The organism is Massilia sp. Root418, assembly GCF_001425265.1.
Classification (GTDB): Bacteria; Pseudomonadota; Gammaproteobacteria; order Burkholderiales; family Burkholderiaceae_D; genus Rugamonas.
In genome coordinates this window covers 249701-275968 of sequence record NZ_LMEC01000025.1, presented here as the reverse complement: position 1 = coordinate 275968, position 26268 = coordinate 249701, and the positions used below count along the sequence as shown (strand labels likewise).

The window sequence follows — 26268 nt, the reverse complement described above, 5'->3', positions numbered from 1 at the left end:
CAGCCATGAGCGAGCACGTCATTACCCAGGTTGCCAACGGCACCGGCTTCATCACCCTCGACCGCCCCAAGGCGCTCAACTCCCTTTCCCTGGACATGGTGCGCAGCCTGACCGCCGCGCTGCTGGCCTGGCGCAGCGACAGCACCGTGGCCGCCGTGGTGATCCGCAGCAGCAGCGAAAAGGCCCTGTGCGCCGGCGGCGACATCCGCTTCTTCCATGAAGTGGGCCACGCCACGCCGCAGGGCGGCAGCGCGCTGCTGGAGGACTTCTTCACCGAAGAATACGCGCTCAACCACCTGATCCACTATTACGCTAAACCGTATATCGCATTAATGGACGGCGTGGTGATGGGCGGCGGCATGGGCATCTCGCAGGGCGGCCCGGACTGCGGCGTGCGCATCGTGACCGATCGCACGAAGATGGCCATGCCGGAAGTGAACATTGGCCTGTTCCCGGACGTCGGCGGCAGCCATTTCCTGTCGCACGCACCCGGCAGCCTGGGGCGCTACCTGGGCCTGACCGGCTTGACCGCAGGCGCGGCGGACGCGCTCTATGTTGGCCTGGCGGACCACTACGTGCCTGCCGGGGCATGGGACGCGCTGCGCGATCTGCTGGAGGCAGTGCCCGGCGCTGAACTGCGCGATGCGGTGGAAGCGTTTGCCGCGCCGTTCAAGGGCAGCGCCGGCGCCGGCGTGCTGGAAACCCAGCGCACCGTGATCGAGCGCCACTTCGCGCACGGCAGCGTGGCGGCCATCATGGCCTCGCTGGCGCGAGACCAGGACGCGTTCGCGCAAGCGGCGCTGAAGGCGATGCGAAGCCGCTCGCCGCTGATGATGTGCGTGACGCTGGAACTGTTGAACCGCGGCGCCGCGCTGGACGTGGCGGACTGCCTGCGCATGGAGCGCAACCTGGTGCGGCGCAATTTCGAACATGGCGAAGTGCTGGAAGGGGTGCGCGCGCTGGTGATCGACAAGGACAACGCGCCCAGGTGGTCGCCGGCGACGCTGGAGGAAGTAACGCCGGAGATGGTTGCCGGATTCTTCGCGCCGCCCTGGCCTGAGCACGCGCATCCGCTGCGGCACCTGTAACGGCGGGTTACGCGCGTGCCGCGCTAACCCGCCCTACACGCCCACCGGTATCCGTATTGGGTGCCGTAACCCGCGGGTTACGACTGCTCGCGGTGCCGCAGCACCACCTGCTCCGTCGGGTGGAAATGCCGCGCCAGCCGCTCGGCCATGTACACCGAGCGGTGCTGCCCGCCGGTGCAGCCCACGGCCACGGTGAGGTAGCTGCGGTTATCCTTCTTGAACGACGGCAGCCACTTGGCCACGAAATCGCGGATGTCCTTGAACATCTCGTCCGCGCTGGGCTGGGCATCCAGGAAAGCGATCACCGGCGCATCGCGGCCGGTCAAGGGACGCAGGGCCAGGTCGTAATAGGGGTTGGGAATCGCGCGCACGTCGAACACGAAGTCCGCATCCAGCGGCACGCCGACCTTGAAGGCAAACGATTCGAAGAACAGCGTCAGCGGCGCGTTCTCGCTTTGCACCAGGTCCTTGATCCAGGCGCGCAGCTTGTTCGCGCTCAGTTCCGACGTATCGATGACGTGCCCCAGCTGCTCGATGGCCGAGAGCCGTTCGCGTTCCTCTGAAATGCACTCGATCAGCGTGCGGCGCGCGGCCGGATTCTGGCCCGGCTTCAATTCGTGCGACAGCGGATGGCTGCGGCGCGTTTCCGAGAAGCGCGCCACCAGCGAATGGGTGTTCGCCGTCAGGTACATGATCTTGATATCGTGGCCCTGCTGGCGCAAGGCCTGCACCGCGTCCGGCAAGTTGGTCAGCGACTCGGCGCTGCGCGCGTCGACCGCCACGGCCAGGGCCTGCGTACCTTCGTCAGTGAGCTGGGAGACCAGCTGCGACAGCAAGGCGGGCGGCAGATTGTCCACGCAATAATAGCCAGTATCCTCAAGAACGTTGAGGGCGACAGATTTTCCGGAGCCGGAGATGCCGGTGATGAGAACGATACGCATAGCTAAAGATAATACATCAAGACTACGCGATAGGTGTGTCCTGCCCTCTTGTGGTGGGGCCCGTAGGGCGGGTTAGCGCCAGCGTAACCCGCCGGAGCCGTCGCTGCGCGTCCATGGCGGGTTACGGACTGCGTCCTAACCCGCCCTACGGGAGGCATGCCTAGTCGCCGCTCATGGCTTGCCGTTGCCGTTCCATGAATTCCTGCAGCGTATCGATGCCGCGCAGCTGGAGGATGGTGTTGCGCACGGCCGCTTCCAGCAGCACCGCGATGTTGCGGCCGGCCGCCACAGGGATGACCACTTTGCGGATCGGCAGGCCCAGCACGTCCTCGGTGGGGAACTGGAACGGCAGGCGTTCCACTTCTTCCTCCAGCGCCGAGCGCCGCACCAGATGCACGATCAGTTTCAGCCGCATCTTGCGGCGCACGGCCGTCTCGCCGAAGATGGCCTTGATGTCCAGCAGCCCCAGCCCGCGCACCTCCAGCAGGTTCTGCAGCAGGGCAGGGCAGCGTCCTTCGATCATATTGGGCGCGATGCGCGCGAACTCCACCGCATCGTCGGCCACCAGGCCGTGCGAGCGCGAAATCAGTTCCAACCCCAGTTCCGACTTGCCCAGGCCGGAGTCGCCGGTAATCAGCACGCCCACGCCCAGCACGTCCATGAACACGCCGTGCATGATGATGCGCTGCGCCAGCTTCTTCGACAGGTACACGCGCAGGAAGTCGATCACCTGTGCGGCCGGCAACGGCGTGGAAAACAGCGGAATGTTCTTTTCGTCGCAGATAGCGAGGATATCGGGCGGCGTTTCCAGGCCTTGCGCGATGATGAGCGCAGGCGGCCCGCCGGCGATCAGCTCGCTGATCACGTGCGCGCGCGTGAGCGACTTGAGGCGCTGGTAGTAGTTGATTTCCTGGTGCCCGAAGACCTGGATGCGGCCCGGGTGGATGGTGTTCAAGTGGCCGACCTGGTCGGCAGCCGAAGCCACGTCGCCTGAGATCAGGCGTTCGCCCCCTGGAAAGCCGGCGAACCAGCCTAGCTGCAACGTTTCACGATTGTCGTCGTACAGGCGTTGTATCGTCAGGGGCGTTTGCAGCATGGCATCTCAGTTCAGGAATGGTGGACGCCTTAGTTTAACTGCTTTTAGCGTACTTTAGCCTGCAGCTTGCAAGCTGGGTTGCCAGTTGACGATGCGGCTGTACACCGACTGCGGGTCCGGATCGCTGGCCAGCGCGCTGCGGAAGCTGTCGTCCGAGAACATTTCGGCGATTTCCGACAGGATTTCCAGGTGCTGCTGCGTCACGTGGTCCGGGATCAGCAGGAAGAACAACAGGCTGACAGGCTTGCCGTCCGGCGATTCGAACGGAATCGGCTCGGCCAGGCGCACAAAGGCCGCCAGCGGCGACTTCAGGCTCTTCATGCCCTTGATGCGCCCGTGCGGCACGGCCACGCCGTGGCCCAGGCCGGTGGAGCCCAAGCGCTCGCGCGCGAACAGGTTGTCCGACACGGTGGAGCGGGCGATACCGCAGTTGTTCTCAAAAATCAGGCCGGCTTGCTCGAAAGCGCGCTTTTTGCTGGAAACTTCCAGATCGAGCTGGACGTTTTCGAGGGATAGGATTTTGCTCAGGTTGTTCATAACGCGACGTGGAATGGTGCGGCGCACAAATGTGGCTTGCGAGCAGAATTATAGGCTTGTTTTTTTGCCTTGTAACTGGAATTCGCTTGCGCCATGGCCGGCTCCGCTATCCGCCGCAGTCCGCTTGGGGCAGGCCGTAGCGTTGTTAAATAAGCACTGGCAGAGATATTAGCTATTTCCGCGTCGAATACAAGACAAACGCCAGTTTTTTGTCAGGGACTAAGCGGATTCGCCGATTTTTGAATGTCTTTTACTGTTATCGGCTGCAGCTTCGAACGCTGCAACCTTTATTGATTCATTGTAAGACAAATCCGGGCCAAGCGATACGAGATTCCGCGTGCGGCCCGCAAAGCTGATACATGTTACTGACGGGCATTGCGCAGGTTGGACGGCTTGAGACCGGTGCTGTAGTTGGCGCGCCAGGGGTTGATGTCCAGCCCGCCGCGCCGCGTATACCTCGCATATACGGCCAGCTGCGCCGGTTTGCAATGGCGCAGAATGTCGGTAAAGATGCGCTCCACGCACTGCTCGTGGAATTCGTTGTGCTCGCGGAAACCGATGAGGTAGCGCAGCAGGCTTTCCTGGTCGATCTGGGGGCCGGCGTAGCTGATCTGCACGCTGCCCCAGTCCGGCTGGCCGGTCACCAGGCAGTTCGATTTGAGCAGATGGGAGATGAACACCTCTTCCACTGGCAGGTCGTCGAAGTTGGCTTTGAGCACTTCCGGCTGGGGCGCGTAGTTGTCCACGTCGATGTCCAGGCGGTCCAGCAGCAAGCCTTCCAGTTCACCCATTGCCAGCCTGGCGAAATCTTCCTGCAGGGTAATCACGACATGTACGCTGGCGCCGGCGGCAGCCGACAGGTCCTGCACCATGAGCGAGCGCAGCGCTTCCTCGTTGGCCAGGCGGGTCTGGTTGAAGGAGTTCAGGTAGAGCTTGAAGGACTTCGATTCGATGATGTTGGGCGAGTCGGCCGGAAAGGTGATCTTGGCCACCGCCACCTGCGGCTTGCCGCGCATGTTCAGCCAAGACAGCTCGTAGGCGTTCCAGATGTCCACGCCGAAGAAGGGCAGGGTGCCTTTCAGGCCCAGTTCGTCGCGCTTGCCCTGGCGCGGAATGGGGAACAGCAGTTCCGGCGCGTAATCGGTGCGGTAAGCGGAGTTTTTGCCCAGCGGGGACAGGTCGGCGGTATTGGTCATGATGGCGGCAATGAAGGTGAAAGCGAACGGCGAAGGGTGCATGGTAGCGCAAATGCGGCGCGGCGGCACGCGGCGGGGCGCTTCATGCCGGCTTGGCCACCATCAGGTAGAACACCGCGACAAAGGCGAAAAAAGCTGGTATGCCGAGCACTACCCACCAGCGGAAATAGCGCCAGTAGAGCGGCGGCAGCGCCTGGCCGGCGGCGTCCGCCGCGGCAGCCACGTCGCGCAGGCGCATCTGTATCCACACCACGGGCAGCCAGCAGGCGCCCGCCAGCAGGTAGAGCCATAGCGACCACATGATCCAACGGCTGTGCAGCGGGTAACCGGCCAGGTGGGCCATGTAGTAGCCGGTGGCGGGCTGGACGATCATGGTGGTGGCGGTGAACAGCCAGTCGGCACGCACCACATTGCGGCTGACCACGGCGACCGCGCGCGTGTCGCGGCTGATGCTGGCGAACAGCAAATACCAGGCCGAGCCGATGCCGGTGCCGAACAGCAGCGTGGAGGACAGTATGTGCAGCCATTTGATGATGAGGTATTCCATCAGCGCTTTCCTTTTTCGAGTTCGTACAACAGCCAGATGGCGGCCAGCATGGGCAGGTTCTTGGTCAGCGGACCATAGGGATGGGCCAGGAATTCCGGCAGGCGCCAGGCGATCAGCACGGAATAAAAGACGATCAGCGCGATCTGCGCCAGCCATAGCGGGCTGCGCAGGCGTTGCGGCAGCGCCAGGGTGGCGACGCCCAGCAGCAGGTCCAGGCCGGCTGCGCCATACAGCATCAGCGGCCCCAGCGCGGACGGTACGCCGGTGCGCTGCAGCAGGCGGTAACTGTCCGCTTCCGGATAGACCAGGGCGGATACGTACGCCGTGATTATCCACACGGCGGCGATGCTCAGGCGCAGCAGCGGCAGCAGCCAGTTCAGTTGGGCCAGCGTGCGTTCGGCGCCGCGCTGGGCGGGCGCCATGAAGTCTTGCACGGCTCTCGGCGGGCGGCCCAGCAGGGCGGCAGTGTCCGCCGGGTCGGCCGTGTTGCCGCGCTCAAGCATGCGCAGGGCGTCGCGGTCCATTGGCAAGCCCGGCAGCACGCTGCCCAGCCAGGCGAACGCCCGCGCCGCCGCGTCCGGCAAGGTGAGCACACGCTGCGGTTCCAGGCCGAGCGTGCGGCGCAGCGCCGCCAGGTAGTCCTGCAGGGGCATCGCTTCCGGACCCACCAGCGCGATGCGGCGGCTGCCGCACGGTGGCGCTGGCGCCGCTTTGCCGTTCGCCGCTGCCGGCTGCGCAGGGGCAAGGCTGTTGGCCAGGCGCACGATGGCCTCTGCCACGTCGTCGATATGGATGGGCTGCACCAGCTGCGGCGAGCGGCCCAGGCGCACGCCGAGCGGCAGTACGGCAAGCGTCTTGAACAGTTCCGCGCTGCCGCCGCCGGGGCCGAAGATCAGCGACGGCTGCACAATGGCCGAGCGCAGCGGCAGCGCCGCAAGGTAGTCGTCCGCCGCCTTCTTGCTCAGGTGGTATTCGGTGGCGGCGTGTTCGTCCGCCCCCAGCGCGGACAGCTGGATCACCCCTTGCACGCCGCCCTCCACGCAGGCCGCGAACAGCGCGCGCGGCGTGGCTACGTGCAGTTGCGCGAAGCGCTGGCTGCCGCGCTCGCGGATGATGCCGACCAGGTTGATCACCACGTCCACTCCGCGCAGGCGCGGCAGCCACGCGGCAGGATCGGTGTCGCGCACAAAGTCGGCGGCAATGAACGCGATGCGCGCATCCGGCAGGGGCGCGCGCCCGGCTGCCGTCACACGGCTACCTTGGGCCAGCAGCGCCTGCGTCACGCGCCGGCCCACAAAGCCGCTGGCACCGGTGATCAGGACATGCATGACGACTCCATGATGAATTCCCTGGATTGTGGCGGCGGCGCGTGCCGCATACCGTGCGCCATTTCACGCAAGCGGGCCCGTACGGATGGCGTTCGCCCGTGCCGCGCGGCGCTGTTTCCGGTATCGTGGTGCACAGCTATTTGCACAGCTATTTGGCGCAGAAAATTGAGGAGGAAAGCACCATGGAAAACTGGAGCGATGCATTGCGGCGCGGCGCGGTGACGGGAAGCGTGGCCAGCGCCACGTCGGCGGCGGCGCTGGCCCTGTGCAGCCAAGGCGAGAACCACAGCCCGTTCAGCGCGGTCAACGCCGTCAGCCACTGGCTCTGGGGCGACAAGGCGGCACACAAGGATCAGCCCAGCTTGCGCTATACGCTGCTGGGCTACGGCATTCACCATGCCAGTGCCATGTTCTGGGGCGTGTTGTTCGAGCGCTGGTTTAGGCGCGTCCTGGCGCGCCGCGAGCCCCTGCCGGCCGCCGCTGCCGGCACGGCGATGGCGGCCGTGGCTTGTTTTGTGGATTACAAGATGACGCCGCAGCGCCTGCATCCGGGCTACGAAAAGCGCCTCTCGACAGGATCGCTGGCGCTGGGGGCGCTGGCGGGAAGGCGGGACTAAGGGCCCGGTTTTTCCTGCAAGGCCATGGCAAACCGTCCTACAGCGGCAACGAGCGGCGTCCTATACGCGCGACCGCCCGCAGGTTCTACAGTGACGGCACACCTTACCAACCTTGAAGGAGTTCATCATGGCTAACAGGATCACGGCATTGCTGTGCGTGGCGGCATTCAGCGCATTAACCATCACTGGCTGTAAAGACCGCAATCCGGACACGCCTGCGACCGGCGCGGGCAGCAGCGAATCGGGCGTGGCGGGCGGCACCGCGACCGCGCCCGGAACCGCCACCGGCACCAGCAGCGGCACCGGCGTGGCGGCCACCCCGGGCAGCTCGACCGGCAACCAGGCAGCGGGTAGCACCGGCCCGGCCAGCGGCGCGGCAGGCACCATGGCTGCAGGCAGCGGCACGGCCACCGGCGCCGACACCAGCGGCAGTTCCGGCACCGCCGGCGCCACCGGCTCGGGCAGCGGCCAGGCCGGGCAGACCGGCGCGGCGGAGCAGAGCGGCCAGACTGGCCAGAGCGGCGCCGGCGCCGGCAACCGCGGCAAGCACCAGTTCTACGACCGCTAAGCCTTGCCTTAGCCCAGGAACAGCTTGTAGACCGGGTTCTGCGACTCGTCCCAGTAGCGGTAGCCCAGGTTGGCCAGGAAGCGCGTGAACTCGTCCATCTCGTCCGGCGGCACCTGCAGGCCGATCAGGATGCGGCCGACGTCGCCGCCTTGCGAGCGGTAGTGGCACAGCGAGATGTTCCAGTTCGGCGCCATCGAATCGAGGAAGCGCATCAGCGCGCCCGGACGCTCAGGGAATTCGAAGCGGTACAGCAGCTCGTCCCTGGCCAGCGCGCTCTTGCCGCCCACCAGGTGGCGCAAGTGGGACTTGGCCAGTTCGTCGTGCGTCAGGTCCAGCGTCTTGAAGTCGGCCGCCTCGAAGCTGCGCGCCACCGCGCCGGACTCGCCACGGTCGGAAATCTGCACGCCCACGAACACGTGCGCCTCCTTCTCGTCGCTGATGCGGTAGTTGAACTCGGTGACATTGCGCGGGCCGATCAGCGAGCAGAAGCGCTTGAAGCTGCCGCGCTGTTCCGGCAGGGTCACCGCGAACACCGCCTCGCGCGACTCGCCCAGTTCGGCGCGCTCGGCCACGAAGCGCAGGCGGTCGAAATTCATGTTTGCGCCGCTGGCGATGGTGATCAGGGTTTCGTTGCGGATCGGGTCCTTGGTCAGCTCGGCGCGCTCCACATAGGCCTTGGCGCCGGCAATGGCCAGCGCGCCGGACGGCTCCAGGATGCTGCGCGTGTCGGTGAACACGTCCTTGATGGCCGCGCACACGGCGTCCGTGTCGACAATGATGATGTCGTCCACGTACAGCTGCGCCAGGCGGAAGGTTTCCTCGCCCACCAGGCGCACGGCGGTGCCGTCCGCGAACAGGCCCACGTCGGCCAGCGTCACGCGCTCGCCGGCCTTGACGCTCTTGCCCATGGCGTCCGAATCGAAGGTGTGCACGCCGATGATCTTGATGTCCGGCCGCACCTGCTTGACGTAGGCCGCCACGCCGGCCAGCAGCCCGCCGCCGCCGATCGGCACGAAGATGGCGTGGATAGGGCCGGCGTGCTGGCGCAGGATCTCCATGCCGATGGTGCCCTGGCCTGCGATCACGTCCGGATCGTCAAAGGGGTGGACGAAGGTCAGGTTCTGTTCTTTTTCCAGCGTCAGCGCGTGGTTGTAGGCGTCCGTGTAGGACTCGCCATGCAGGATCACTTCCACGCCCGGACCGCCGCGCGTGCGCACCGCATCGACCTTCACCTGCGGCGTGGTGGTTGGCATCACGATCACCGCGCGGCAGCCCATCTTGTTGGCCGAGAAGGCCAGGCCCTGCGCGTGGTTGCCGGCCGAAGCGCAGATCACGCCGCGCTTCAACTGGCCCTCGCTCAGGTGCGCCATCTTGTTGTAGGCCCCGCGGATCTTGAAGCTGAACACGTCCTGCATGTCTTCGCGCTTGAAATAAATTCGGTTCTGGTAGCGCTGCGACAGGGTCGGCGCCAGCTCAAGCGGCGTTTCGTGGGCCACGTCGTAGACGCGGGCGGTCAGGATTTTCTTCAGGTAGTCGATAGTCATAGTCTGCATGGTTTAGTCTGGGGCGGAGCCCTGGTGCGTAGTGCAAGGACTTGCTTTTCAACGGCGGGTAACCGGGAAGGGGCGGGCGCTATACAGCGTACTGTTGTGTAGTACCTCACGCGCCATGCCGACTCATTATAATGGGAATATGATTGAATCCACCATCCAGTGGCTGCTGGAGCAGTTGTCCGCGCCGGAAGTCGGCCTGACCTCGGTCTTCTTCGTCAGCTTTGTCTCCGCCACCCTGGTGCCCATGGGTTCCGAGCCCATGGTGTTCGCCACCATCAAGGCCAATCCCGAGTTGTTCTGGCCGGCCATCGCGGTGGCCACGCTGGGCAACACCCTGGGCGGCGCGGTTGACTACTGGATCGGCTACCGCGCCAAGGTGGCCTTCGCCAAGGAGCGCGAAAGCCGCTGGTTCCGCTGGCTGGCCCGCTACGGCGCCAAGACCATGCTGCTGTCCTGGGTGCCCGGCATCGGCGATCCGCTGTGCACGCTGGGCGGCTGGCTCAAGCTGCCGTTCTGGCCGTCAATCGGCTATATGGCCATCGGCAAGTGCGCGCGCTACCTCACCATGACCACGCTGTTGCTGTACGTACCGGACGGCGTCTGGAAAACCATGGCCGCCGCGCTGGGTGGATGAATTTGGTTCATGCGGGTTTTCGGCACATGAAAGATGGTGAAAACGGCTGAAATGGCAGGAAATTGTTTGAAAATACTATTTTTTCGAATTTTTATCGGCTATTTGACGTTTGCGTAACCCTGTGGCGGTCTAAGGCTGTTGGCGCGTGGTGCGGCGCAATAAGATAGAATGTCCTTCCTTAGGGTCAGTCCGCAGCAGATTAAACAATGAACGCCCCCGCACAAATCCAAGCTCTCCTCGCCGAAACGCCAAACGGTCCCGCAGCCACGCGCCTGCGTGAAATCCCTTACAACTACACGTCGTTTTCCGATCGCGAGATCGTTATCCGGCTGCTGGGGGAGGACTCGTGGCGCTTGCTCGACGAGCTGCGCAGCGCGCGCCAGACCGGCCGTTCGGCGCGCATGCTGTACGAAGTGCTGGGCGACATCTGGGCCGTGCGCCGCAACCCCTATCTGCAGGACGACCTGCTGGACAATCCCAAGCGCCGCCAGGAGCTGATCGACGCGCTGCACCATCGCCTGGCCGAGGTGGACAAGCGCCGCGTCAGCGTGGACGGCGCCGAGGAAGACAAGACCCGCAGCCTGAACGTGGAAAAGCTGCTCAAGGCCGCCGGCCGGGCGGTGGAAGCGTTCGGCGAAGAATTCCGCCAGACTTACGACCTGCGCAAGCGCACCACCAAGGTCCTGGGCCGCTACACGGAGAAGCACAACATCTGCTTCGACGGCATGAAGCGCATCTCGCACGTGACCGACGCCACCGACTGGCGTGTCGAATACCCCTTCGTGGTGCTCACGCCGGACACGGAAGATGAAATGGCCGGCCTGGTGAAAGGCTGTATCGAACTGGGGCTGACCATCATCCCGCGCGGCGGCGGCACCGGCTACACCGGCGGCGCCATTCCGCTCACGCCGCTGTCGGCCGTCATCAACACCGAGAAGCTGCTCGACCTGGGCAAGGTCGAGATGAAGGTGCTGCCCGGCCTGGACAAGGAATACGCCACCATCTACTCGGGCGCCGGCGTGATCACCAACAAGGTATCCGAAGCGGCCGAGAAAGCCGGCTTCGTGTTCGCGGTGGACCCGACCTCGGCGCACGCGTCCTGCATCGGCGGCAATATCGCCATGAACGCGGGCGGCAAGAAGGCCGTGCTGTGGGGCACCGCGCTGGACAACCTGGCTTCCTGGAAGATGGTCGATCCGAACGGCGACTGGCTGGAAGTCACGCGCCTGGACCACAACCTGTCCAAGATCCACGACACCCCGCTGGCCCGCTTCAAGCTGGAATGGACCCATCCGAACGCGCGCGGCGAAGCCAAGGGCGAGCCGTTCAAGACCGAGATCCTGGAGATTGCCGGCCGCGTGTTCCGCAAGGAAGGCCTGGGCAAGGACGTGACCGACAAATTCCTGGCCGGCCTGCCGGGCATCCAGAAGGAAGGCACGGACGGCCTGATCACGTCGGCGCGCTGGATCCTGCACAAGATGCCCAAGCACACCCGCACGGTGTGCCTGGAGTTCTTCGGCCAGGCGCGCGACGCGATCCCGTCCATCGTTGAAATCAAGGACTACCTGGACGGCCTGCCGGCCACCGGCGAGAAGTTCGCCACGCTGCGCCTGGCCGGCCTGGAGCACCTGGACGAGCGCTACCTGCGCGCGGTGGGCTATGCCACCAAGTCGAAACGCGGCGTGCTGCCCAAGATGGCGCTGTTCGGCGACATCGTCGGCGACGACGAGGACGCGGTGGCGATTGCCGCCTCCGAAGTGGTGCGCCTGGCGAATACCCGTGTAGGCGAAGGCTTCGTGGCCGTGAGCCCGGAAGCGCGCAAAAAATTCTGGCTGGACCGCGCCCGCACCGCCGCCATCGCCAAGCACACCAACGCCTTCAAGATCAATGAAGACGTGGTGATCCCGCTGAACCGCATGGGCGAATACACCGACGGCATCGAGCGCATCAACGTCGAGCTGTCCATCACCAACAAGCTGCAGCTGGCGGCCGAGCTGCGCGCGTTCTTTGCGGCCGGCAATCTGCCGGTCGGCAAGAGCGACGACGCTTCCGACGACAAGGTGGGTGACGCCGAAATGCTGGGCGACCGCGCACAGCAGGCGCTGGCCCTGCTGGACCTGGTGCAGCAGCGCTGGACCTTCACGCAGGACAATCTGGACCAGCCGTTGTCCGCCGTGCGCGGCGAGCTGCGCGCGCTGGGCCTGGGCGCACTGGACGCGGCCTTCGACGAGCGCCTGGTGCGCCAGCCGGACGCCACCCTGTTCGACGTGGTGCAGGACCGCACCGTGCGCGTGAGCTGGAAGCAGGAAATCCGCGCGGTGCTGCGCCAGATCTTCAACGGCGCCGCCTTCAAGCTGATCCTGGACGAAGCGGCCGCCATCCACAAGCGCGTGCTGCGCGGCCGCGTGTTCGTGGCGCTGCACATGCACGCCGGCGACGGCAATGTGCACACCAACCTGCCGGTGAACTCGGACCATTACGAGATGCTGCAGCTGGCGCACAAGGCCGTGGCGCGCATCATGAAGCTGGCCCGTTCGCTGGACGGCGTGATCTCGGGCGAGCACGGCATCGGCATCACCAAGCTGGAGTTCCTGACCGAAGAAGAAATCGTCAACTTCCGCGCCTACAAGCAGCGCGTGGACCCGGAAGGGCGCTTCAACAAGGGCAAGCTGCTCAACCTGCCCGGCATGGACGCCGACCTGTCCAACGCGTATACCCCGTCCTTCGGACTCATGGGCCACGAATCGCTGATCATGCAGCAAAGCGATATCGGCGAAATCGCCAACAGCGTGAAGGACTGCCTGCGCTGCGGCAAATGCAAACCGGTCTGCTCGACGCACGTCCCGCGCGCCAACCTGCTGTACTCGCCGCGCGACAAGATCCTGGCGACGTCCTCGCTGATCGAAGCCTTCCTGTACGAAGAGCAGACCCGGCGCGGCATCTCCATCAAGCACTGGGAAGAATTCGAGGACGTGGCCGACCACTGCACGGTGTGCCACAAGTGCGTTACGCCGTGCCCGGTCAACATCGACTTCGGCGACGTGTCCATGAACATGCGCAACCTGCTGCGCAAGATGGACAAGCGCAGCTTCAACCCTGGCAAGGCGGCGGCCATGTTCTTCCTGAACGCCACCGACCCGACCACCATCAACACGGTGCGCCAGGGCATGGTGGGCGTGGCCTACAAGGCCCAGCGCCTGGGCAACGACGTGCTGAAGAAGTTCGCCAGGAACCAGACCAAGGCGCCGCCGCCGACCGTGGGCAAGCCGCCCATCAAAGAGCAGGTGATCCACTTCATCAACAAGAAGATGCCGGGCAACCTGCCCAAGAAGACCGCGCGCGCGCTGCTGGACATCGAAGACAACAAGATGATCCCCATCATCCGCGACCCGAAGAAAACCACGGCCGACACCGAAGCCGTGTTCTACTTCCCCGGCTGCGGTTCGGAGCGCCTGTTCTCGCAGGTGGGCCTGGCCACCCAGGCCATGTTGTGGGAAGTGGGCGTGCAGACCGTGCTGCCGCCGGGCTATCTGTGCTGCGGCTATCCGCAGCGCGGCGCCGGCGACTTCGACAAGGCCGACAAAATGGTGACGGACAACCGCGTGCTGTTCCACCGCATGGCCAATACCTTGAACTACCTGGACATCAAGACCGTGGTGGTGTCGTGCGGCACCTGCTACGACCAGCTGGCGTCCTACGAGTTCGAGAAGATCTTCCCGGGCTGCCGCATCATGGACATCCATGAATACCTGATGGAGAAGAACGTCAAGCTGGAAAGCGTCACCGGTACGCGCTATATGTACCACGACCCTTGCCACTCGCCGATGAAGATACAGGACCCGCTGAAAACGGTGAACGCGCTGATCACCACGGTGGACGCCACCAAGATCGAGAAGAACGACCGCTGCTGCGGCGATTCCGGCACCCTGATGGCGGCGCGTCCGGACATCTCGACCCAGGTCCGCTTCCGCAAGGAAGAGGAAATGATCAAGGGCGCGGACAAGCTGCGCGCCGACGGCTTTACCGGCGAAGTGAAAGTGCTGACCAGCTGCCCGGCCTGCCTGGGCGGCGTGTCGCGCTACGGCGAAGACGCCGGCACCACCGCCGACTACATCGTGGTGGAAATCGCCAAGCACCTGCTGGGCGAGAACTGGATGCCGGACTACGTGGCCAAGGCCAACAACGGCGGCATCGAGCGGGTGCTGGTATGACGCAGCCGGCGCGCGCCTGCGACCTGTGCACGCTGCTGGCTGCGCCGGCCGACGCGCTGGTCTGGCGCGACGACAAGCTGAGCGTGGTGCTGGTGGACGAAGCCAGCTATCCCGGCTTCGTGCGCGTGGTGTGGAACCAGCACGTCAAGGAAATGACGGACCTGGCGCCGGCCGACCGCGCGCACGTGATGAACGCGGTTTGGCAGGTGGAGGCGGCGGTGCGCGCGGTAATGGCGCCGGCCAAGGTCAACCTGGCCAGCTTCGGCAACATGACGCCGCACGTGCACTGGCACGTCATCCCGCGCTACACCGACGACGTGCATTTTCCTAACCCCACCTGGGGCGAGGCCCAGCGTGCGCCGGACGCGAGCGCCATCGCCGCCCGCGGCGCGCTGCTGCCGCAACTGCGCGCCGCCATCGCCGCCAACTTGAGTCCAGCATCATGAAACAGCCCACCGGCCTGACGGTCCACAACAAATCGCGCATCCTCGAAATCAGTTTCGACGACGGCGCCGTTTTCAACCTGCCATTCGAGCTGCTGCGCGTGTATTCGCCGTCGGCGGAAGTGAAGGGCCACGGCGCGGGCCAGGAAGTGCTGCAGGTCGGCAAGCGCGAGGTCGGCATCGCCGGCATCGAGCCGGTCGGCAACTACGCCGTGCAGCCGACTTTCTCGGACGGCCACAACACCGGCCTGTACACCTGGGACTACCTGTACAAGCTGGGCGCCGAGCAGGAGCAGCTGTGGCGGGACTATATGGACCGCCTGCACGCCGCCGGCTTCGACGGCGACAGCGGGCGCGAATCCGGCGCCGCCTTGCCTTCAGCACCGAAGGCACACGGCTGCGGCCACAAGCATTGATGACATCCCCGCCCGCGCGGGGATTTTTTTTCGCCGTCGTTGTCGATATTTGAAAAACCGTTCGTCGTGGTGGTGTCCGGGCCGTCCGGATGACTTTTAAGGAGAGCAACATGGAATACATGATCCTGATCTACGCCGACGAAAAACTGTACAGCGGCATGAGCGAACAGCAGCTGGGCGAGCTGATGACATCCTACGGCGCCTACACGCAGGAGCTGATCGCCGCCGGCGTCATGCGCAGCGGCTCGGAGCTGGCGCCGGTGCACACCGCCACCACGGTGCGGGTGCGCGACGGCAAGATCGCCTGCACGGACGGTCCGTTCGCCGAGACCAAGGAGCAGCTGGGCGGCTACTACCTGATCGACTGCGCCAACCTGGACGAAGCCATCAAATGGGCCGCCAGGTGTCCGGGGGCCAAGGACGGCTCGATGGAAGTGCGGCCCCAGGTGAAAACCGTCTGAGCGCCGCCGGGCGGGGCTGAGCCGTGCTGACGCGGGCGGTGGACGAAGTGTGCCGGCGCGAGGGCGGCAAGGTGCTGGCCGGGCTGATACGGCGCTTCGGCGACATCAGCCTGGCCGAGGACCTGCTGCACGACGCCTACGGCAAAGCGCTGGAGCGCTGGCCGCGCGACGGTCTGCCCGCCAATCCGGCCGCCTGGCTCACCACGGTGGCCCGCAACGCCGGCCTCGACTACCTGCGCCGCGCCGCCTGGACCTTGCCCGACTCCACCGAGGTGCTGGCGCAGCTGGCCCACGAGGCCGATGGCTGGGTCGACGGCAGCTTTGCTGCCGCCGCTGATGCCGGCAGGGCCGCCGGCGCCATGCCGCCGGTCCGGTCCGGCATCTCCGCTGCGGGCTACGGGCTCGCCATCGACGACGACCGCTTGCGGCTGATCTTCATCTGCTGCCACCCGGCACTGGCGCCGGGCGCGCAGACGGCGCTGGCCCTGCGCACGCTGTGCGGCCTGTCCACCCGCGAAATTGCGCGCGCCTACTGCGAGACGGAAAGCGCGACCGCGCAGCGCCTGGTGCGCGCCAAGCGCAAGATCGCCGACGCGCGCATCCCCTTCGCCGTGCCCGCGCCGGACCAGCTGCCGGCCCGCCTGGCGCTGGTGCTGCAGGTGATCTACCTGGTCTTCAACGAGGGCTACGGCGCCACCACCGGTCAACGGCTGGTGCGCACCGACCTGTGCCGCGAAGCCATCCGCCTGGCCCGCCTGATGGCCGAACTCGCGCCGCGCGATGCCGAAGTGCAAGGCCTGCTGGCCCTGATGCTGCTGACCCACGCCCGCAGCGGCGCCCGCACAGCTCCCGACGGCAGCCTGATGACCCTGGAGTGCCAGGACCGCTCGCTGTGGGACGGCGCCGCCATTGCTGAAGGCATGGCCCTGCTGGACGCTGCTTTGCCGCTGCGCCGCCCCGGCCCGTACCAGATCCAGGCTGCCATCGCCGCGCTGCACAGCAAGGCCCCCAGCGCCGCCGCCACCGACTGGCCGCAAATCTCCGCCCTGTACGGCGCGCTGCTGCGTTACCTGCCCACGCCGGTGGTGGAACTGAACGCCGCCGTCGCGCTCGGCATGGCCCGCGGGCCGGCCGAAGGGCTGGCATGGATCGCCAGACTGGAGCAGGGCGGCCAGCTGGCCGGCCTGCACTACCTGCACGCGGCCAAGGCTGAACTGCTGCGTCGCCTCGGCGACCTGGACGCCGCCATTGCCGCCTACACCAGCGCCGTCGAGCTCGCCGCCAATGCTGTCGAGCAGCAATACCTGGCAAGCCGCCGCCAGGAACTGCTCCCTGCGCGCCCGTCGCCGGGGAAAATGTAGCGGCATGCTGCCCGGGCGGGATTTTCCTTGCTGCGCTTGTATAATGCAGGCAAATCCACAGCTGCCCTGACCATGACCAATACCACCCATTTCGGCTACAAGACCGTCTCCGAAGACGATAAAGTGAAGGAAGTCGCCAAGGTGTTCCACTCCGTGGCCGCCAAGTACGACGTGATGAACGACCTGATGTCGGCCGGTCTGCATCGCCTGTGGAAGACGTTTACCATCGCCAACGCGGCTGTGCGCCCCGGCTTCAAGTGCCTGGACATCGCCGGCGGCACCGGCGACCTGGCCAAGGCCTTCGCCAGGCAGGCCGGCCCCACCGGCGAGGTGTGGCTGACCGACATTAACGAGTCCATGCTGCGCGTGGGCCGCGACCGCCTCTTGAATCGCGGCCTGGTCACCCCCACCTTGCTGTGTGACGCGGAAAAATTGCCCTTCCCGGACGATTATTTCGACCGGGTCAGCGTCGCCTTCGGCTTGCGCAACATGACGCACAAGGACCAGGCCCTGGCGGAAATGCGCCGCGTGCTCAAGCCGGGCGGCAAACTGCTGGTGCTGGAGTTCTCCAAAGTCGCGGAGCCCCTGCAAAAGCCGTATGATCTGTATTCGTTCTCGGTGCTGCCTTGGCTGGGACAGAAAATTGCCGGTGACGCGGAAAGCTACCGTTACCTGGCCGAATCGATCCGCATGCATCCCGATCAGGAAACCCTGAAAACGATGATGCAGGATGCGGGACTGGAGCGGGTCCAGTATTACAACCTGACGGCAGGTGTGGCCGCTTTGCACACCGGTATCAAACTGTAAGCGGGAAACTATCATGAATATGAAGAAATTTCTGGTTGGCGCCGTACTGGCGCTGTCCGCCACCGCCATGCTGAGCGAGGCGATCGCCCGTCCCATGGGCGGCGGCCGCTCCATCGGACGTCAGTCCCAAAGCGTGAGCCGCATGCCGGCCCAGCCTGCGCCTGCGCCTAGCCAGGCTGCGCGCCCGGCCGCGCCCGCGACGGCCCCGGCTGCCGCGCCGGCACCGGTGCCGGCCAAGCCTGCCAGCCCGTGGAAGGGCATCCTGGGCGGCGCACTGCTGGGCCTCGGCCTGGGCGCGCTGTTCTCCCACCTGGGCATGGGCGGCGCCATGGCGTCCATGCTGGGCTCGCTGCTCACCGTGCTGCTGATCGCTGGCGCAGCCTTCCTGATCTTCCGCCTGGTGCGCAGCAAGATGTCGCCGCAGCGCCCGGCCGCAGCGTCGGTGGGCGGCTTCGGCGGCAACACTTGGCAGCCTGAGCCGCAACAGCCGGTGGCGCGCACGCCGGAAATCGGTTCCGGCCTGCCGCCGCTGCAGCCGGTATCGGGCGGCCTGAACCTGGACAAGCCTGCCGCGGCGGCGCATACCCCATGGGGCGTGCCTGCCGACTTCGACACCGCTTCCTTCCTGCGCCACGCGAAGAGCAACTTCATCCGCCTGCAAGCGGCTTGGGACAAGGGCGACTCCGCCGACATCCGCGAGTTCACCACCCCGGAAGTGTTCGCCGAGCTGAAGATGCAGATCGCCGAGCGCGGCGCGCAAGCGGACTACACCGACGTGGTGTCCATTGACGCCGAGCTGCTGGGCATAGAAAACGACGGCAGGGATTACCTGGCCAGCGTGAAGTTCTACGGTTCCATCAAGCCCGCGCCGGACGCGCTGGCCGAGCCGTTCCAGGAAGTGTGGAACCTGACCAAGCCGGTCTCCGGCAACGGCGGCTGGCTGCTGGCCGGCATCCAGCAACTTGCCTAAGCTCTGAACTGGTAAGATCAAGACCGCCCAGGCAAACTGGGCGGTTTTGTTTTTTTTAGCGTCTGCACGCATGCCCTCAACGACCATACCCAATCTGCCTTCGCCGCTGGCGCCTGTCGCCGCCACCATCAACCACCTGCTGGCCCAGGAGCCGTGGGCCCGCGCGGCCTTGCGCCTGCATGCCGGCAAGGTGGCCTGCATCGCCGCCGCGCCGGTCGAGCTGCGCCTGGGCGTCACCGCCGACGGCATGGTGGAGCCGGCGCCCGCCGATGCCGCCGCCAGCGTCACCATCCGCCTGAAGTTGTCCGACCTGCCGCTGATCGCGCAAAACCGCGAGCGCGCCTTTTCCTACGTGCAAATCGAGGGCGACGCCGAGTTCGCCAACGCCATCTCGCAGCTCTCCAAGTCGCTGCGCTGGGAAGCCGAGCACGACCTGGAAAAGGTGCTGGGGCCGATCGCAGCCACCCGCCTGGTGGGAGGCGCCAAGGCTGCCTTCGCGGCATTCAAGACCGGCCAGCGCAAGCTGGCCGAGAACGCCGCCGAGTACTTCCTTGAAGAAAATCCCCTGCTGGTGCGCCCGGCCGTGACCGAACAGTTCGGCGCGGACGTGCGCCGCCTGCGCGACGACACCGAGCGCTTCGCCAAGCGCCTGGCCAACCTGGAAAAGAAACTGGCGCAGGGCGCCGGGGACCATACATGATCTTGAAATTCCTGCGCCTGCTGAAAATCCTGCGGGTCGCCGTCCAGTACGGACTCGATGAAATCGCATTTTCCGGCCTGCGCGTGCCGCGCACCGCCAAGCTGATCGACACCTTCTTCTTCTGGCGCGACATTTCCGCGCCGCGCGGCCTGCGCCTGCGCCTGGCGCTGGAGGAACTGGGGCCCATCTTCGTCAAGTTCGGCCAGGTGCTGTCCACCCGGCGCGACCTGATTCCGCTCGACATCGTGGAAGAACTGGCCCTGCTGCAGGACCGTGTGCCGCCGTTCGACTCGGACCTGGCCATCGCCCAGATCCAGCGCTCGCTGGGCGACCATCCGGACCGCCTGTTCGCCAGCTTCGAGCGTACCCCCGTGGCCTCGGCGTCGATCGCGCAGGTGCACTTCGCCACCCTGAAGGACGGCAAGGACGTGGCGGTCAAGGTGCTGCGCCCCGGCATGAAGAAGCTGATCGACGAGGACGTGGCCCTGATGCACATCGCCGCCGAGTGGATCGGCCGCCTGTGGGCCGACAGCAAGCGCCTCAAGCCGAAAGAGGTGGTGGGCGAGTTCGACAAATACCTGCACGACGAACTGGACCTGATGCGCGAGGCGGCCAACGCCAGCCAGCTGCGCCGCAACTTCGCCGGCGGCAACCTGCTGCTGGTGCCGGAAATGTACTGGGACTACTGCTCGTCCAGCGTGATCGTGATGGAGCGCATGCACGGCATTCCCGTGTCCCAGACCGAGCGCCTGATCGAAGCCGGCGTGGACCTGAAAAAGCTCTCCAGCGACGGCGTCGAAATCTTCTTCACCCAGGTGTTCCGCGACGGCTTCTTCCATGCGGACATGCACCCAGGCAACATCCTGGTGTCCATCGACCCGGCCAGCTTCGGCCGCTACATTGCGCTCGACTTCGGCATCGTCGGCACCCTGAACGACTTCGACAAGGATTACCTGTCGCAGAACTTCCTGGCCTTCTTCCGCCGCGACTACAAGCGCGTGGCCGAGGCCCACATCGAGTCCGGCTGGGCGCCCAAGGAAACCCGCGTGGACGAACTGGAATCGGCCGTGCGCGCCTGCTGCGAACCGATCTTCGACCGCCCGCTGAAGGACATCTCCTTTGGCCAGATCCTGCTGCGCCTGTTCCAGACCTCGCGCCGCTTCAACGTGGAAGTGCAGCCGCAGCTGGTGCTGCTGCAAAAGACCCTGCTCAATATCGAAGGCCTGGGCCGCCAGCTGGACCCGGACCTGGACCTGTGGAAGACCGCCAAGCCCTACCTGGAAAACTGGATGGCCGAGCAGGTCGGCTGGCAGGGCATGCTGGAGCGGCTCAAGGCCGAGGCGCCGCGCTACACCCACGTGCTGCCGCAGCTGCCGCGCCTGATGCACCGCGCGCTGGCGGTGGCTGGCGAGCCGGACAACACCAACAACGAACTGCTGCGCGTGCTCATCGCCGAGCAGCAGCGCACCAACCGCCTGATCAGCTTCGTGGTCTATTTCGCCGGCGCCTTTGCGGTCGGCGCGCTGGGCCTGCAGGCCATCCTGCGCTGGAAGGGCATGCTGTGACGCGCCCGCCTGCGCCGCCTGCGCCGCCTGCGCCGCCCGCGCCGGACGCCCCCAGCTTCGGCGCGCGCGACCCGCGCGAGCCGGCCTTCTGGGACGAGCGCTTCGACAAGGGCTTCACGCCCTGGGACCTGGGCGGCGTGCCCGCGCGGCTGCGCGCGTTCGCCGGCGAGCTGCACGGCTTGCCGACCGTCCTCATCCCCGGCTGCGGCTCGGCCTACGAGCTGGCTTTCCTGTGCCAGGCGGGCTGGAACGCCACCGCCATCGACTTTTCCCCGGCCGCCGTGGCCGCCGCGCGCCGCGCGGTCGGCCCGCAGTGGCAGGACAGGGTGGTGCAGGCCGATTTTTTCCAGTACCAGCCCGCCGCGCCGCTGGACCTGATCTATGAACGCGCCTTCCTGTGCGCCTTGCCGCGTGCCATGTGGCCGCAGGTGGCGGCGCGCTGGGCCGAACTGCTGCCGAGCGGTGCTTTGCTGGCAGGGTATTTCTTCTTCGATAACAATGCCAAGGGTCCGCCGTTCGGCATTGCGCGCGAACAGCTGGAGGCCTTGCTCACGCCGCATTTCCGCTGCGTGGCCGACGAGGCGGTGTTGGATTCGCTGCCGGTTTTCGAGGGAAGAGAGCGCTGGATGGCCTGGCGGCGCCTGTAATTCGCATTACGCGCCGGAAAAGGCTTTATAATTCAGGGTTTTGATGATTTTTGCGGAGTAATTGAATGCCGATCTACGCTTACCGCTGCGACGACTGTGGCTTTGCCAAGGATGTTTTGCAGAAGATGTCCGATCCGGTCCTGACCGATTGCCCTACCTGCGGCAAGGCAACCTTCAAGAAGCAGCTGACCGCTGCCGGTTTCCAGCTCAAGGGCACGGGCTGGTACGCCACCGACTTCCGCGGCGGCACGCCGCCCGCCACCGGCGTGGCCACCGGCCCTGCCGATGGCAAGGCCGAATCCAAAGCCGAGGCCAAGTCCGACAGTGCGGCAGCCGCGCCGGCCGCCGCGCCGGCCAGCGCCACCGGCACGGCCTGATCCGATGCGCAAATACTTCATCACCGGCCTGCTGATCCTGGTTCCCATCGCCATCACGGCGTGGGTGCTGAACCTGGTGATCAGCACCATGGACCAGTCCCTGCTGCTGGTGCCCGAGCGTTTCCGCCCGCTGGCCCTGTTCGGCTTCGATATTCCCGGGCTGGGCACCATCCTGACCGTGCTGATCGTGTTCGTGACCGGCCTGCTGACCAACAACCTGGTCGGCAACTACATCGTGCGCATGTGGGAAAAGCTGCTGCACCGCATTCCGGTGGTGAGCTCGCTGTACGGCAGCGTCAAGCAGGTGTCGGACACGCTGTTTTCCTCGTCCGGCAACGCCTTCCGCAAGGCCGTGCTGATCCCGTACCCGCACCAGGATTCGCGCACCATCGCCTTCCTGACCGGCGTGCCCGGCGGCGACGTGAAGAACCACCTGGAGGGCGACTACGTGAGCGTGTACGTGCCCACCACGCCGAATCCGACCTCGGGATTTTTCCTGATGTTGGCCAAGAAAGATGTCATCGAGCTCGACATGAGCGTCGATGCGGCCCTGAAGTACATCGTTTCCATGGGCGTGGTTGCGCCCGAATGAACCAAATTAACCTGAACTGAGAAATAACCATGTCTATGCGCACTCACTACTGCGGCCTCACCACTGAAGCCCAGCTCGGCCAAACCGTCAGCCTGTGCGGTTGGGTACACCGTCGCCGCGACCACGGCGGCGTGATTTTCATCGACCTGCGCGACCGCGAAGGCCTGGTTCAGATCGTCTGCAATCCAGAGCAGGCTGAGGTCTTCAAGGCGGCCGAGTCCGTGCGCAACGAGTTCTGCCTGCGCGTGACCGGCGTGGTCAAGGACCGCCTGGCCGGCACCATCAACAACAACCTGAAGTCGGGCAAGATCGAAGTCATCTGCTCCGAGCTGGAAGTGCTGAACGCCTCCGTGGCCGTGCCGTTCCAGCTGGACGACGACAACCTGTCCGAAACCACCCGCCTGACCCACCGCGTGCTGGACCTGCGCCGTCCGCAGATGCAGAACAACCTGCGCCTGCGCTACAAGGTGACCATGGAAGTGCGCAAGTACCTGGACGCGCTGGGCTTCATCGACATCGAAACCCCGATGCTGACCAAGTCCACGCCGGAAGGCGCGCGCGACTACCTGGTGCCGTCGCGTGTGAACGCCGGCAACTTCTTCGCGCTGCCGCAGTCCCCGCAGCTGTTCAAGCAGCTGCTGATGGTGGCCAACTTCGACCGCTACTACCAGATCACCAAGTGCTTCCGCGACGAAGACCTGCGCGCCGACCGCCAGCCTGAATTCACCCAGATCGACTGCGAAACCTCCTTCCTGACCGAACAGGAGATCCGCGACCTGTTCGAAGACATGATCCGCCTGGTGTTCAAGAACACCATGGAAGTGGACCTGCCGAACCCGTTCCCGGTGATGAACTTCTCGGAAGCCATGGGCAAGTACGGTTCGGACAAGCCGGACATGCGCGTCAAGCTGGAATTCACCGAACTGACCGACGTGGTCAAGAACGTCGAGTTCAAGATCTTCAACGCTGCCGCCAACATGCCTAACGGCCGCGTGGTCGGCATGCGCGTGCCGCAGGGCGGTTCGATGCCGCGTTCGGAAATCGACGCCTACACCCAGTTCGTGGCCATCTACGGCGCCAAGGGCCTGGCCTACATCAAGGTCAACGAAAAAGCGAAAGGCCGCGACGGCCTGCAATCGCCTATCGTCAAGACCATCGACGACGCCACCCTGGCCAAGATCCTGGAACTGACGGGTGCGCAGGACGGCGACCTGATCTTCTTCGGCGCCGACAAAGCCAAGGTGGTGAACGACGCCATCGGCGCGCTGCGCGTGAAGATCGGCCACTCCGAATTCGGCAAGAAAGCCGGCCTGTTCGACGACGTCTGGTCGCCGCTGTGGGTGATCGACTTCCCGATGTTCGAATACGACGAAGAAGGCGACCGCTGGACCGCGACCCACCACCCGTTCACCGCGCCGAAAGACGGCCATGAGGACATGCTGGAAACCAATCCGGGCGCCTGCATCGCCAAGGCCTACGACATGGTGCTGAACGGCTGGGAACTGGGCGGCGGTTCGATCCGTATCCACCGCGAAGAAGTGCAGTCGAAAGTGTTCCGCGCGCTGAAGATCGATGCCGACGAAGCCCGCCTGAAGTTCGGCTTCCTGCTGGACGCGCTGCAGTACGGCGCGCCGCCGCACGGTGGCCTGGCCTTCGGCCTGGACCGTATCGTGACCCTGATGACCAAGTCCGATTCGATCCGCGACGTGATCGCCTTCCCGAAAACCCAGCGTGCGCAAGACCTGCTGACCCACGCGCCGTCGGAAGTGGACGAGAAGCAGCTCAAAGAGCTGCACATCCGCCTGCGCACCGCCGAGCCGAAAGTCGCCGGCTGATGTAGCATTGGAAAAGGCGCCTCGGCGCCTTTTCTTTTATCTGGAACTATGAAGCCTTACAAGATACCCGAGTCGGTGCTGGTGGTGATCCACACGGCCGACCTGCAAGTGCTGCTGATCGAGCGGGCCGGCAATCCCGGCTTCTGGCAATCGGTCACCGGTTCGCTGGACGCGCCGGACGAGCCGCTGCTGACGACCGCTACGCGCGAGCTGTTCGAGGAAACCGGCATCGTCGCCGACGGCGAGCGCATCGCGCTGCGCGACTGGCAGCTGTCCAACATCTACGAAATCTACCCCGTCTGGCGCCACCGCTACGCGCCCGGCGTGACGCAAAACACCGAGCACGTGTTCAGCGTCGAAGTCCCGCGCGGCATCCCCATCCTGCTCAGCCCGCGCGAGCACACGGCACACGTGTGGCTGCCCTACCTGGAAGCGGCGGACAAATGCTTCTCGTCCTCCAATGCCGAAGCCATCCTGCAGCTGCCCCACCAGCTGGCTTTACTGCGCGGCTGATCCAGGTGTGCCGGCGCAGCGGTCCGACTATCTGATCAGCGCTGCCGGCCTGCACTGGGCGGCGCTGGATGAGGACATCAGCGTTGCGCATCTGCTCGCCGGCTACGGCGACCGGCACGCTGATCAAGTTTTCTTGAAGTAAGCCGTCACCTGCCATTTGCTTGCGCAATCTTAAGACCCGCCTCAGCCCCGCTCGCTACGATTGATTATCGTACGACAGAGGAGGGTGGCCATGGAGCGTATCAACGAGATCGCGGGACGTACCGCGCTGGTGTTGGAAACGAATAATCTGCGCGGCGGGGACCGCCAGCTAGCTGCCGCCGAAGCCAGTCTGCGGCACGTGATGGGCGTGCTGGCCAGCCAGACCGTGCCGCTGTCCGCGCTGGCGCAGGTCGTGATCACGCACGATGGCTTGAGCGCGGCCTGCCGCGACAGTCTGACGCAAGCGGCCGGGTGCCGCATCGACTTCGTCGAAATCAGCGCCGATACCGGCTACTACGACGCCAAGAACACCGGCTTTGCCGCCACCGATCCCGCCCGCTGCGCCTATGTCCTTTTCGCCGATGCCGACTGCCGCCCCGATTCCGGCTGGCTCGCCGCCATGCTCGCGCCCTTTGCGCAGCCGTCGCCGCCGGCCGTAGTGGCGGGGCGCACCAGCTACGCGGACAACGTGGTCGGCAGCGCGCTGACCACCATGGACTTCATGTACTTCCCCAGCCGCCTCGCAGCCGGCGCCACGCGCAACTTCTACGCCAACAACGTGGCCTTCCGTCGCGACGTGTTCGCGCGCTATCAGTACCAGCCCCTGGAAGGCGTGTACCGCGCCCATTGCCAGGTGCTCGGAATGCGGCTGCACGCGGCCGGCCTGCCGCTGCACTACGCCGCCGCCGCGCACACCGAGCACCGCCTGCCCGACACCTGGCGCGAAACCCTGCAGCTGCGCTGGATGCGCGGCGAGGACACGCATGCGCTCACGCCGCACCTGGTGCTCACCTTGCTGCCGTCCTGGCTGCAATGGCTGGCGCGCAGCGGCCCGGTCGGCCCGCTATGCGTGCAGCTGGCCAGGCTGGGATGCAGCGTGCGCGCGCTCAACCGGCAGGACCTGACCCGCCTGCGTGGCCTGCGCTGGCTGGGCGGCATGGCGGCAATAGGCCTGTTCTCTGCGGTCGACATGGCGGGCGCGCTGTTCTACAGCCTGGGCCTGCGCACCGCGCACGGCGCGCAGGAAACCACGCTGTCTTACCATCGCCGCTGATGGACGGCCT

At 65.5% G+C, this 26268-nt stretch carries 27 protein-coding genes; 20 read left to right on the top strand and 7 right to left on the bottom strand.

What is annotated here, in order from left to right:
• Positions 1–5: 5 nt before the first annotated feature.
• On the top strand, positions 6–1088 hold the full coding sequence (locus ASC94_RS27985) for an enoyl-CoA hydratase/isomerase family protein (protein WP_056404139.1): 1083 nt from the start codon (positions 6–8) through the stop codon (positions 1086–1088).
• 77 nt (positions 1089–1165) lie between these two features.
• Here the strand turns inward: ASC94_RS27985 and rapZ are convergent, their stop codons facing one another.
• The 6 genes from rapZ to ASC94_RS27955 all read right to left on the bottom strand — a co-directional run bounded on the left by rapZ (position 1166) and on the right by ASC94_RS27955 (position 6733).
• A complete protein-coding gene (gene rapZ / locus ASC94_RS27980; RefSeq protein ID WP_056404137.1) occupies positions 1166–2029 on the bottom strand; it encodes an RNase adapter RapZ in 864 nt (287 codons plus the stop codon).
• Between the two features lie 160 nt (positions 2030–2189).
• Complete coding sequence (hprK, locus tag ASC94_RS27975) at positions 2190–3125, bottom strand: HPr(Ser) kinase/phosphatase (RefSeq protein ID WP_056404135.1); 936 nt, start codon at positions 3123–3125, stop codon at positions 2190–2192.
• 54 nt (positions 3126–3179) lie between these two features.
• The gene (locus ASC94_RS27970) at positions 3180–3662 is read right to left on the bottom strand and encodes a PTS sugar transporter subunit IIA (protein ID WP_056404132.1); all 483 of its coding nucleotides are present in this window, start codon (positions 3660–3662) and stop codon (positions 3180–3182) included.
• 362 nt (positions 3663–4024) lie between these two features.
• Entirely contained in the window at positions 4025–4858 is an 834-nt protein-coding gene (gene queF, locus ASC94_RS27965) for an NADPH-dependent 7-cyano-7-deazaguanine reductase QueF (protein WP_056404365.1), read from the bottom strand.
• Positions 4859–4940: 82 nt separating this feature from the next.
• Positions 4941–5405, bottom strand: coding sequence for a DUF2269 domain-containing protein (locus ASC94_RS27960; RefSeq protein ID WP_056404130.1), 465 nt, complete (start codon positions 5403–5405; stop codon positions 4941–4943).
• Entirely contained in the window at positions 5405–6733 is a 1329-nt protein-coding gene (locus tag ASC94_RS27955; protein WP_056404128.1) for an SDR family oxidoreductase, read from the bottom strand. Before ASC94_RS27955 ends, ASC94_RS27960 begins: the two co-directional genes overlap by 1 nt.
• Positions 6734–6915: 182 nt before the next feature.
• Here ASC94_RS27955 and ASC94_RS27950 point away from each other — a divergent pair, with 182 nt between their 5' ends.
• Positions 6916–7350, top strand: a complete 435-nt coding sequence (locus ASC94_RS27950) for a hypothetical protein (protein WP_056404363.1) — start codon at positions 6916–6918, stop codon at positions 7348–7350.
• Positions 7351–7477: 127 nt separating this feature from the next.
• Positions 7478–7918: a hypothetical protein gene (locus tag ASC94_RS27945; protein WP_157201619.1), complete on the top strand. Its 441-nt coding sequence runs from the start codon at positions 7478–7480 to the stop codon at positions 7916–7918.
• Between the two features lie 8 nt (positions 7919–7926).
• Here the strand turns inward: ASC94_RS27945 and ilvA are convergent, their stop codons facing one another.
• The gene (gene ilvA / locus ASC94_RS27940; protein ID WP_056404124.1) at positions 7927–9462 is read right to left on the bottom strand and encodes a threonine ammonia-lyase, biosynthetic; all 1536 of its coding nucleotides are present in this window, start codon (positions 9460–9462) and stop codon (positions 7927–7929) included.
• Positions 9463–9610: 148 nt separating this feature from the next.
• Between ilvA and ASC94_RS27935 the strand changes: the two genes are divergently transcribed.
• The 17 genes from ASC94_RS27935 (at position 9611) to ASC94_RS27860 (ending at position 26258) form a co-directional block, all read left to right on the top strand.
• Entirely contained in the window at positions 9611–10105 is a 495-nt protein-coding gene (locus ASC94_RS27935) for a YqaA family protein (RefSeq protein ID WP_056404122.1), read from the top strand.
• A 206-nt stretch (positions 10106–10311) separates the two neighbouring features.
• Complete coding sequence (locus ASC94_RS27930) at positions 10312–14316, top strand: FAD/FMN-binding oxidoreductase (RefSeq protein ID WP_056404119.1); 4005 nt, start codon at positions 10312–10314, stop codon at positions 14314–14316.
• Positions 14313–14762 (top strand): HIT family protein, encoded by a 450-nt coding sequence (locus ASC94_RS27925; protein WP_056404117.1) that lies wholly within the window; start codon positions 14313–14315, stop codon positions 14760–14762. Before ASC94_RS27930 ends, ASC94_RS27925 begins: the two co-directional genes overlap by 4 nt.
• Positions 14759–15175, top strand: coding sequence for a gamma-butyrobetaine hydroxylase-like domain-containing protein (locus ASC94_RS27920; RefSeq protein ID WP_200955840.1), 417 nt, complete (start codon positions 14759–14761; stop codon positions 15173–15175). The genes ASC94_RS27925 and ASC94_RS27920 overlap by 4 nt, the downstream gene beginning before the upstream one ends.
• A gap of 110 nt (positions 15176–15285) precedes the next feature.
• Positions 15286–15636 carry a YciI family protein gene (locus ASC94_RS27915; protein WP_056404362.1) on the top strand — a complete coding sequence of 117 codons (351 nt, stop codon included), beginning with the start codon at positions 15286–15288 and terminating at the stop codon, positions 15634–15636.
• Positions 15637–15659: 23 nt separating this feature from the next.
• Positions 15660–16997: an RNA polymerase sigma factor gene (locus tag ASC94_RS27910; protein ID WP_056404114.1), complete on the top strand. Its 1338-nt coding sequence runs from the start codon at positions 15660–15662 to the stop codon at positions 16995–16997.
• 72 nt (positions 16998–17069) lie between these two features.
• Positions 17070–17804, top strand: coding sequence for a bifunctional demethylmenaquinone methyltransferase/2-methoxy-6-polyprenyl-1,4-benzoquinol methylase UbiE (ubiE, locus tag ASC94_RS27905; protein WP_056404111.1), 735 nt, complete (start codon positions 17070–17072; stop codon positions 17802–17804).
• Between the two features lie 13 nt (positions 17805–17817).
• Entirely contained in the window at positions 17818–18774 is a 957-nt protein-coding gene (locus ASC94_RS27900) for a Tim44 domain-containing protein (RefSeq protein WP_056404109.1), read from the top strand.
• A 70-nt stretch (positions 18775–18844) separates the two neighbouring features.
• Complete coding sequence (locus tag ASC94_RS27895; RefSeq protein ID WP_200955839.1) at positions 18845–19474, top strand: SCP2 domain-containing protein; 630 nt, start codon at positions 18845–18847, stop codon at positions 19472–19474.
• Positions 19471–21039, top strand: a complete 1569-nt coding sequence (ubiB, locus tag ASC94_RS27890) for a ubiquinone biosynthesis regulatory protein kinase UbiB (RefSeq protein WP_056404107.1) — start codon at positions 19471–19473, stop codon at positions 21037–21039. The genes ASC94_RS27895 and ubiB overlap by 4 nt, the downstream gene beginning before the upstream one ends.
• On the top strand, positions 21036–21686 hold the full coding sequence (locus ASC94_RS27885) for a methyltransferase (RefSeq protein WP_056404104.1): 651 nt from the start codon (positions 21036–21038) through the stop codon (positions 21684–21686). The genes ubiB and ASC94_RS27885 overlap by 4 nt, the downstream gene beginning before the upstream one ends.
• Before the next feature lie 65 nt (positions 21687–21751).
• The gene (locus ASC94_RS27880) at positions 21752–22063 is read left to right on the top strand and encodes an FmdB family zinc ribbon protein (protein WP_056404102.1); all 312 of its coding nucleotides are present in this window, start codon (positions 21752–21754) and stop codon (positions 22061–22063) included.
• A 4-nt stretch (positions 22064–22067) separates the two neighbouring features.
• Entirely contained in the window at positions 22068–22655 is a 588-nt protein-coding gene (locus tag ASC94_RS27875) for a DUF502 domain-containing protein (RefSeq protein ID WP_056404101.1), read from the top strand.
• 29 nt (positions 22656–22684) lie between these two features.
• The gene (gene aspS, locus ASC94_RS27870) at positions 22685–24490 is read left to right on the top strand and encodes an aspartate--tRNA ligase (RefSeq protein WP_056404099.1); all 1806 of its coding nucleotides are present in this window, start codon (positions 22685–22687) and stop codon (positions 24488–24490) included.
• 48 nt (positions 24491–24538) lie between these two features.
• Positions 24539–25003: a dihydroneopterin triphosphate diphosphatase gene (nudB, locus tag ASC94_RS27865; protein ID WP_056404097.1), complete on the top strand. Its 465-nt coding sequence runs from the start codon at positions 24539–24541 to the stop codon at positions 25001–25003.
• Positions 24951–25145 carry a DUF2442 domain-containing protein gene (locus ASC94_RS34385; RefSeq protein WP_373888139.1) on the top strand — a complete coding sequence of 65 codons (195 nt, stop codon included), beginning with the start codon at positions 24951–24953 and terminating at the stop codon, positions 25143–25145. The genes nudB and ASC94_RS34385 overlap by 53 nt, the downstream gene beginning before the upstream one ends.
• Positions 25146–25235: 90 nt before the next feature.
• Positions 25236–26258, top strand: coding sequence for a glycosyltransferase family 2 protein (locus ASC94_RS27860; RefSeq protein ID WP_056404095.1), 1023 nt, complete (start codon positions 25236–25238; stop codon positions 26256–26258).
• Positions 26259–26268: the final 10 nt, after the last annotated feature.

Excerpts from the sequence above, each read along its gene's own strand:
- ASC94_RS27955 (WP_056404128.1), bottom strand. The coding sequence starts at position 6,733 with ATGCATGTCCTGATCACCGGTGCCAGCGGCTTTGTGGGCCGGCGCGTG.
- ASC94_RS27900 (WP_056404109.1), top strand. The coding sequence starts at position 17,818 with ATGAATATGAAGAAATTTCTGGTTGGCGCCGTACTGGCGCTGTCCGCC.
- ubiB (WP_056404107.1), top strand. The coding sequence starts at position 19,471 with ATGATCTTGAAATTCCTGCGCCTGCTGAAAATCCTGCGGGTCGCCGTC.
- ASC94_RS27915 (WP_056404362.1), top strand. The coding sequence starts at position 15,286 with ATGGAATACATGATCCTGATCTACGCCGACGAAAAACTGTACAGCGGC.
- ASC94_RS27945 (WP_157201619.1), top strand. The coding sequence starts at position 7,478 with ATGGCTAACAGGATCACGGCATTGCTGTGCGTGGCGGCATTCAGCGCA.
- ASC94_RS27985 (WP_056404139.1), top strand. The coding sequence starts at position 6 with ATGAGCGAGCACGTCATTACCCAGGTTGCCAACGGCACCGGCTTCATC.
- aspS (WP_056404099.1), top strand. The coding sequence starts at position 22,685 with ATGTCTATGCGCACTCACTACTGCGGCCTCACCACTGAAGCCCAGCTC.
- ASC94_RS34385 (WP_373888139.1), top strand. The coding sequence starts at position 24,951 with ATGCCGAAGCCATCCTGCAGCTGCCCCACCAGCTGGCTTTACTGCGCG.
- ASC94_RS27860 (WP_056404095.1), top strand. The coding sequence starts at position 25,236 with ATGGAGCGTATCAACGAGATCGCGGGACGTACCGCGCTGGTGTTGGAA.
- ASC94_RS27935 (WP_056404122.1), top strand. The coding sequence starts at position 9,611 with ATGATTGAATCCACCATCCAGTGGCTGCTGGAGCAGTTGTCCGCGCCG.
- nudB (WP_056404097.1), top strand. The coding sequence starts at position 24,539 with ATGAAGCCTTACAAGATACCCGAGTCGGTGCTGGTGGTGATCCACACG.
- ASC94_RS27920 (WP_200955840.1), top strand. The coding sequence starts at position 14,759 with ATGAAACAGCCCACCGGCCTGACGGTCCACAACAAATCGCGCATCCTC.
- ilvA (WP_056404124.1), bottom strand. The coding sequence starts at position 9,462 with ATGACTATCGACTACCTGAAGAAAATCCTGACCGCCCGCGTCTACGAC.
- ASC94_RS27930 (WP_056404119.1), top strand. The coding sequence starts at position 10,312 with ATGAACGCCCCCGCACAAATCCAAGCTCTCCTCGCCGAAACGCCAAAC.
- ASC94_RS27925 (WP_056404117.1), top strand. The coding sequence starts at position 14,313 with ATGACGCAGCCGGCGCGCGCCTGCGACCTGTGCACGCTGCTGGCTGCG.
- ASC94_RS27970 (WP_056404132.1), bottom strand. The coding sequence starts at position 3,662 with ATGAACAACCTGAGCAAAATCCTATCCCTCGAAAACGTCCAGCTCGAT.
- rapZ (WP_056404137.1), bottom strand. The coding sequence starts at position 2,029 with ATGCGTATCGTTCTCATCACCGGCATCTCCGGCTCCGGAAAATCTGTC.
- ASC94_RS27875 (WP_056404101.1), top strand. The coding sequence starts at position 22,068 with ATGCGCAAATACTTCATCACCGGCCTGCTGATCCTGGTTCCCATCGCC.
- ASC94_RS27895 (WP_200955839.1), top strand. The coding sequence starts at position 18,845 with ATGCCCTCAACGACCATACCCAATCTGCCTTCGCCGCTGGCGCCTGTC.
- queF (WP_056404365.1), bottom strand. The coding sequence starts at position 4,858 with ATGACCAATACCGCCGACCTGTCCCCGCTGGGCAAAAACTCCGCTTAC.
- ASC94_RS27960 (WP_056404130.1), bottom strand. The coding sequence starts at position 5,405 with ATGGAATACCTCATCATCAAATGGCTGCACATACTGTCCTCCACGCTG.
- ubiE (WP_056404111.1), top strand. The coding sequence starts at position 17,070 with ATGACCAATACCACCCATTTCGGCTACAAGACCGTCTCCGAAGACGAT.
- ASC94_RS27880 (WP_056404102.1), top strand. The coding sequence starts at position 21,752 with ATGCCGATCTACGCTTACCGCTGCGACGACTGTGGCTTTGCCAAGGAT.
- hprK (WP_056404135.1), bottom strand. The coding sequence starts at position 3,125 with ATGCTGCAAACGCCCCTGACGATACAACGCCTGTACGACGACAATCGT.
- ASC94_RS27950 (WP_056404363.1), top strand. The coding sequence starts at position 6,916 with ATGGAAAACTGGAGCGATGCATTGCGGCGCGGCGCGGTGACGGGAAGC.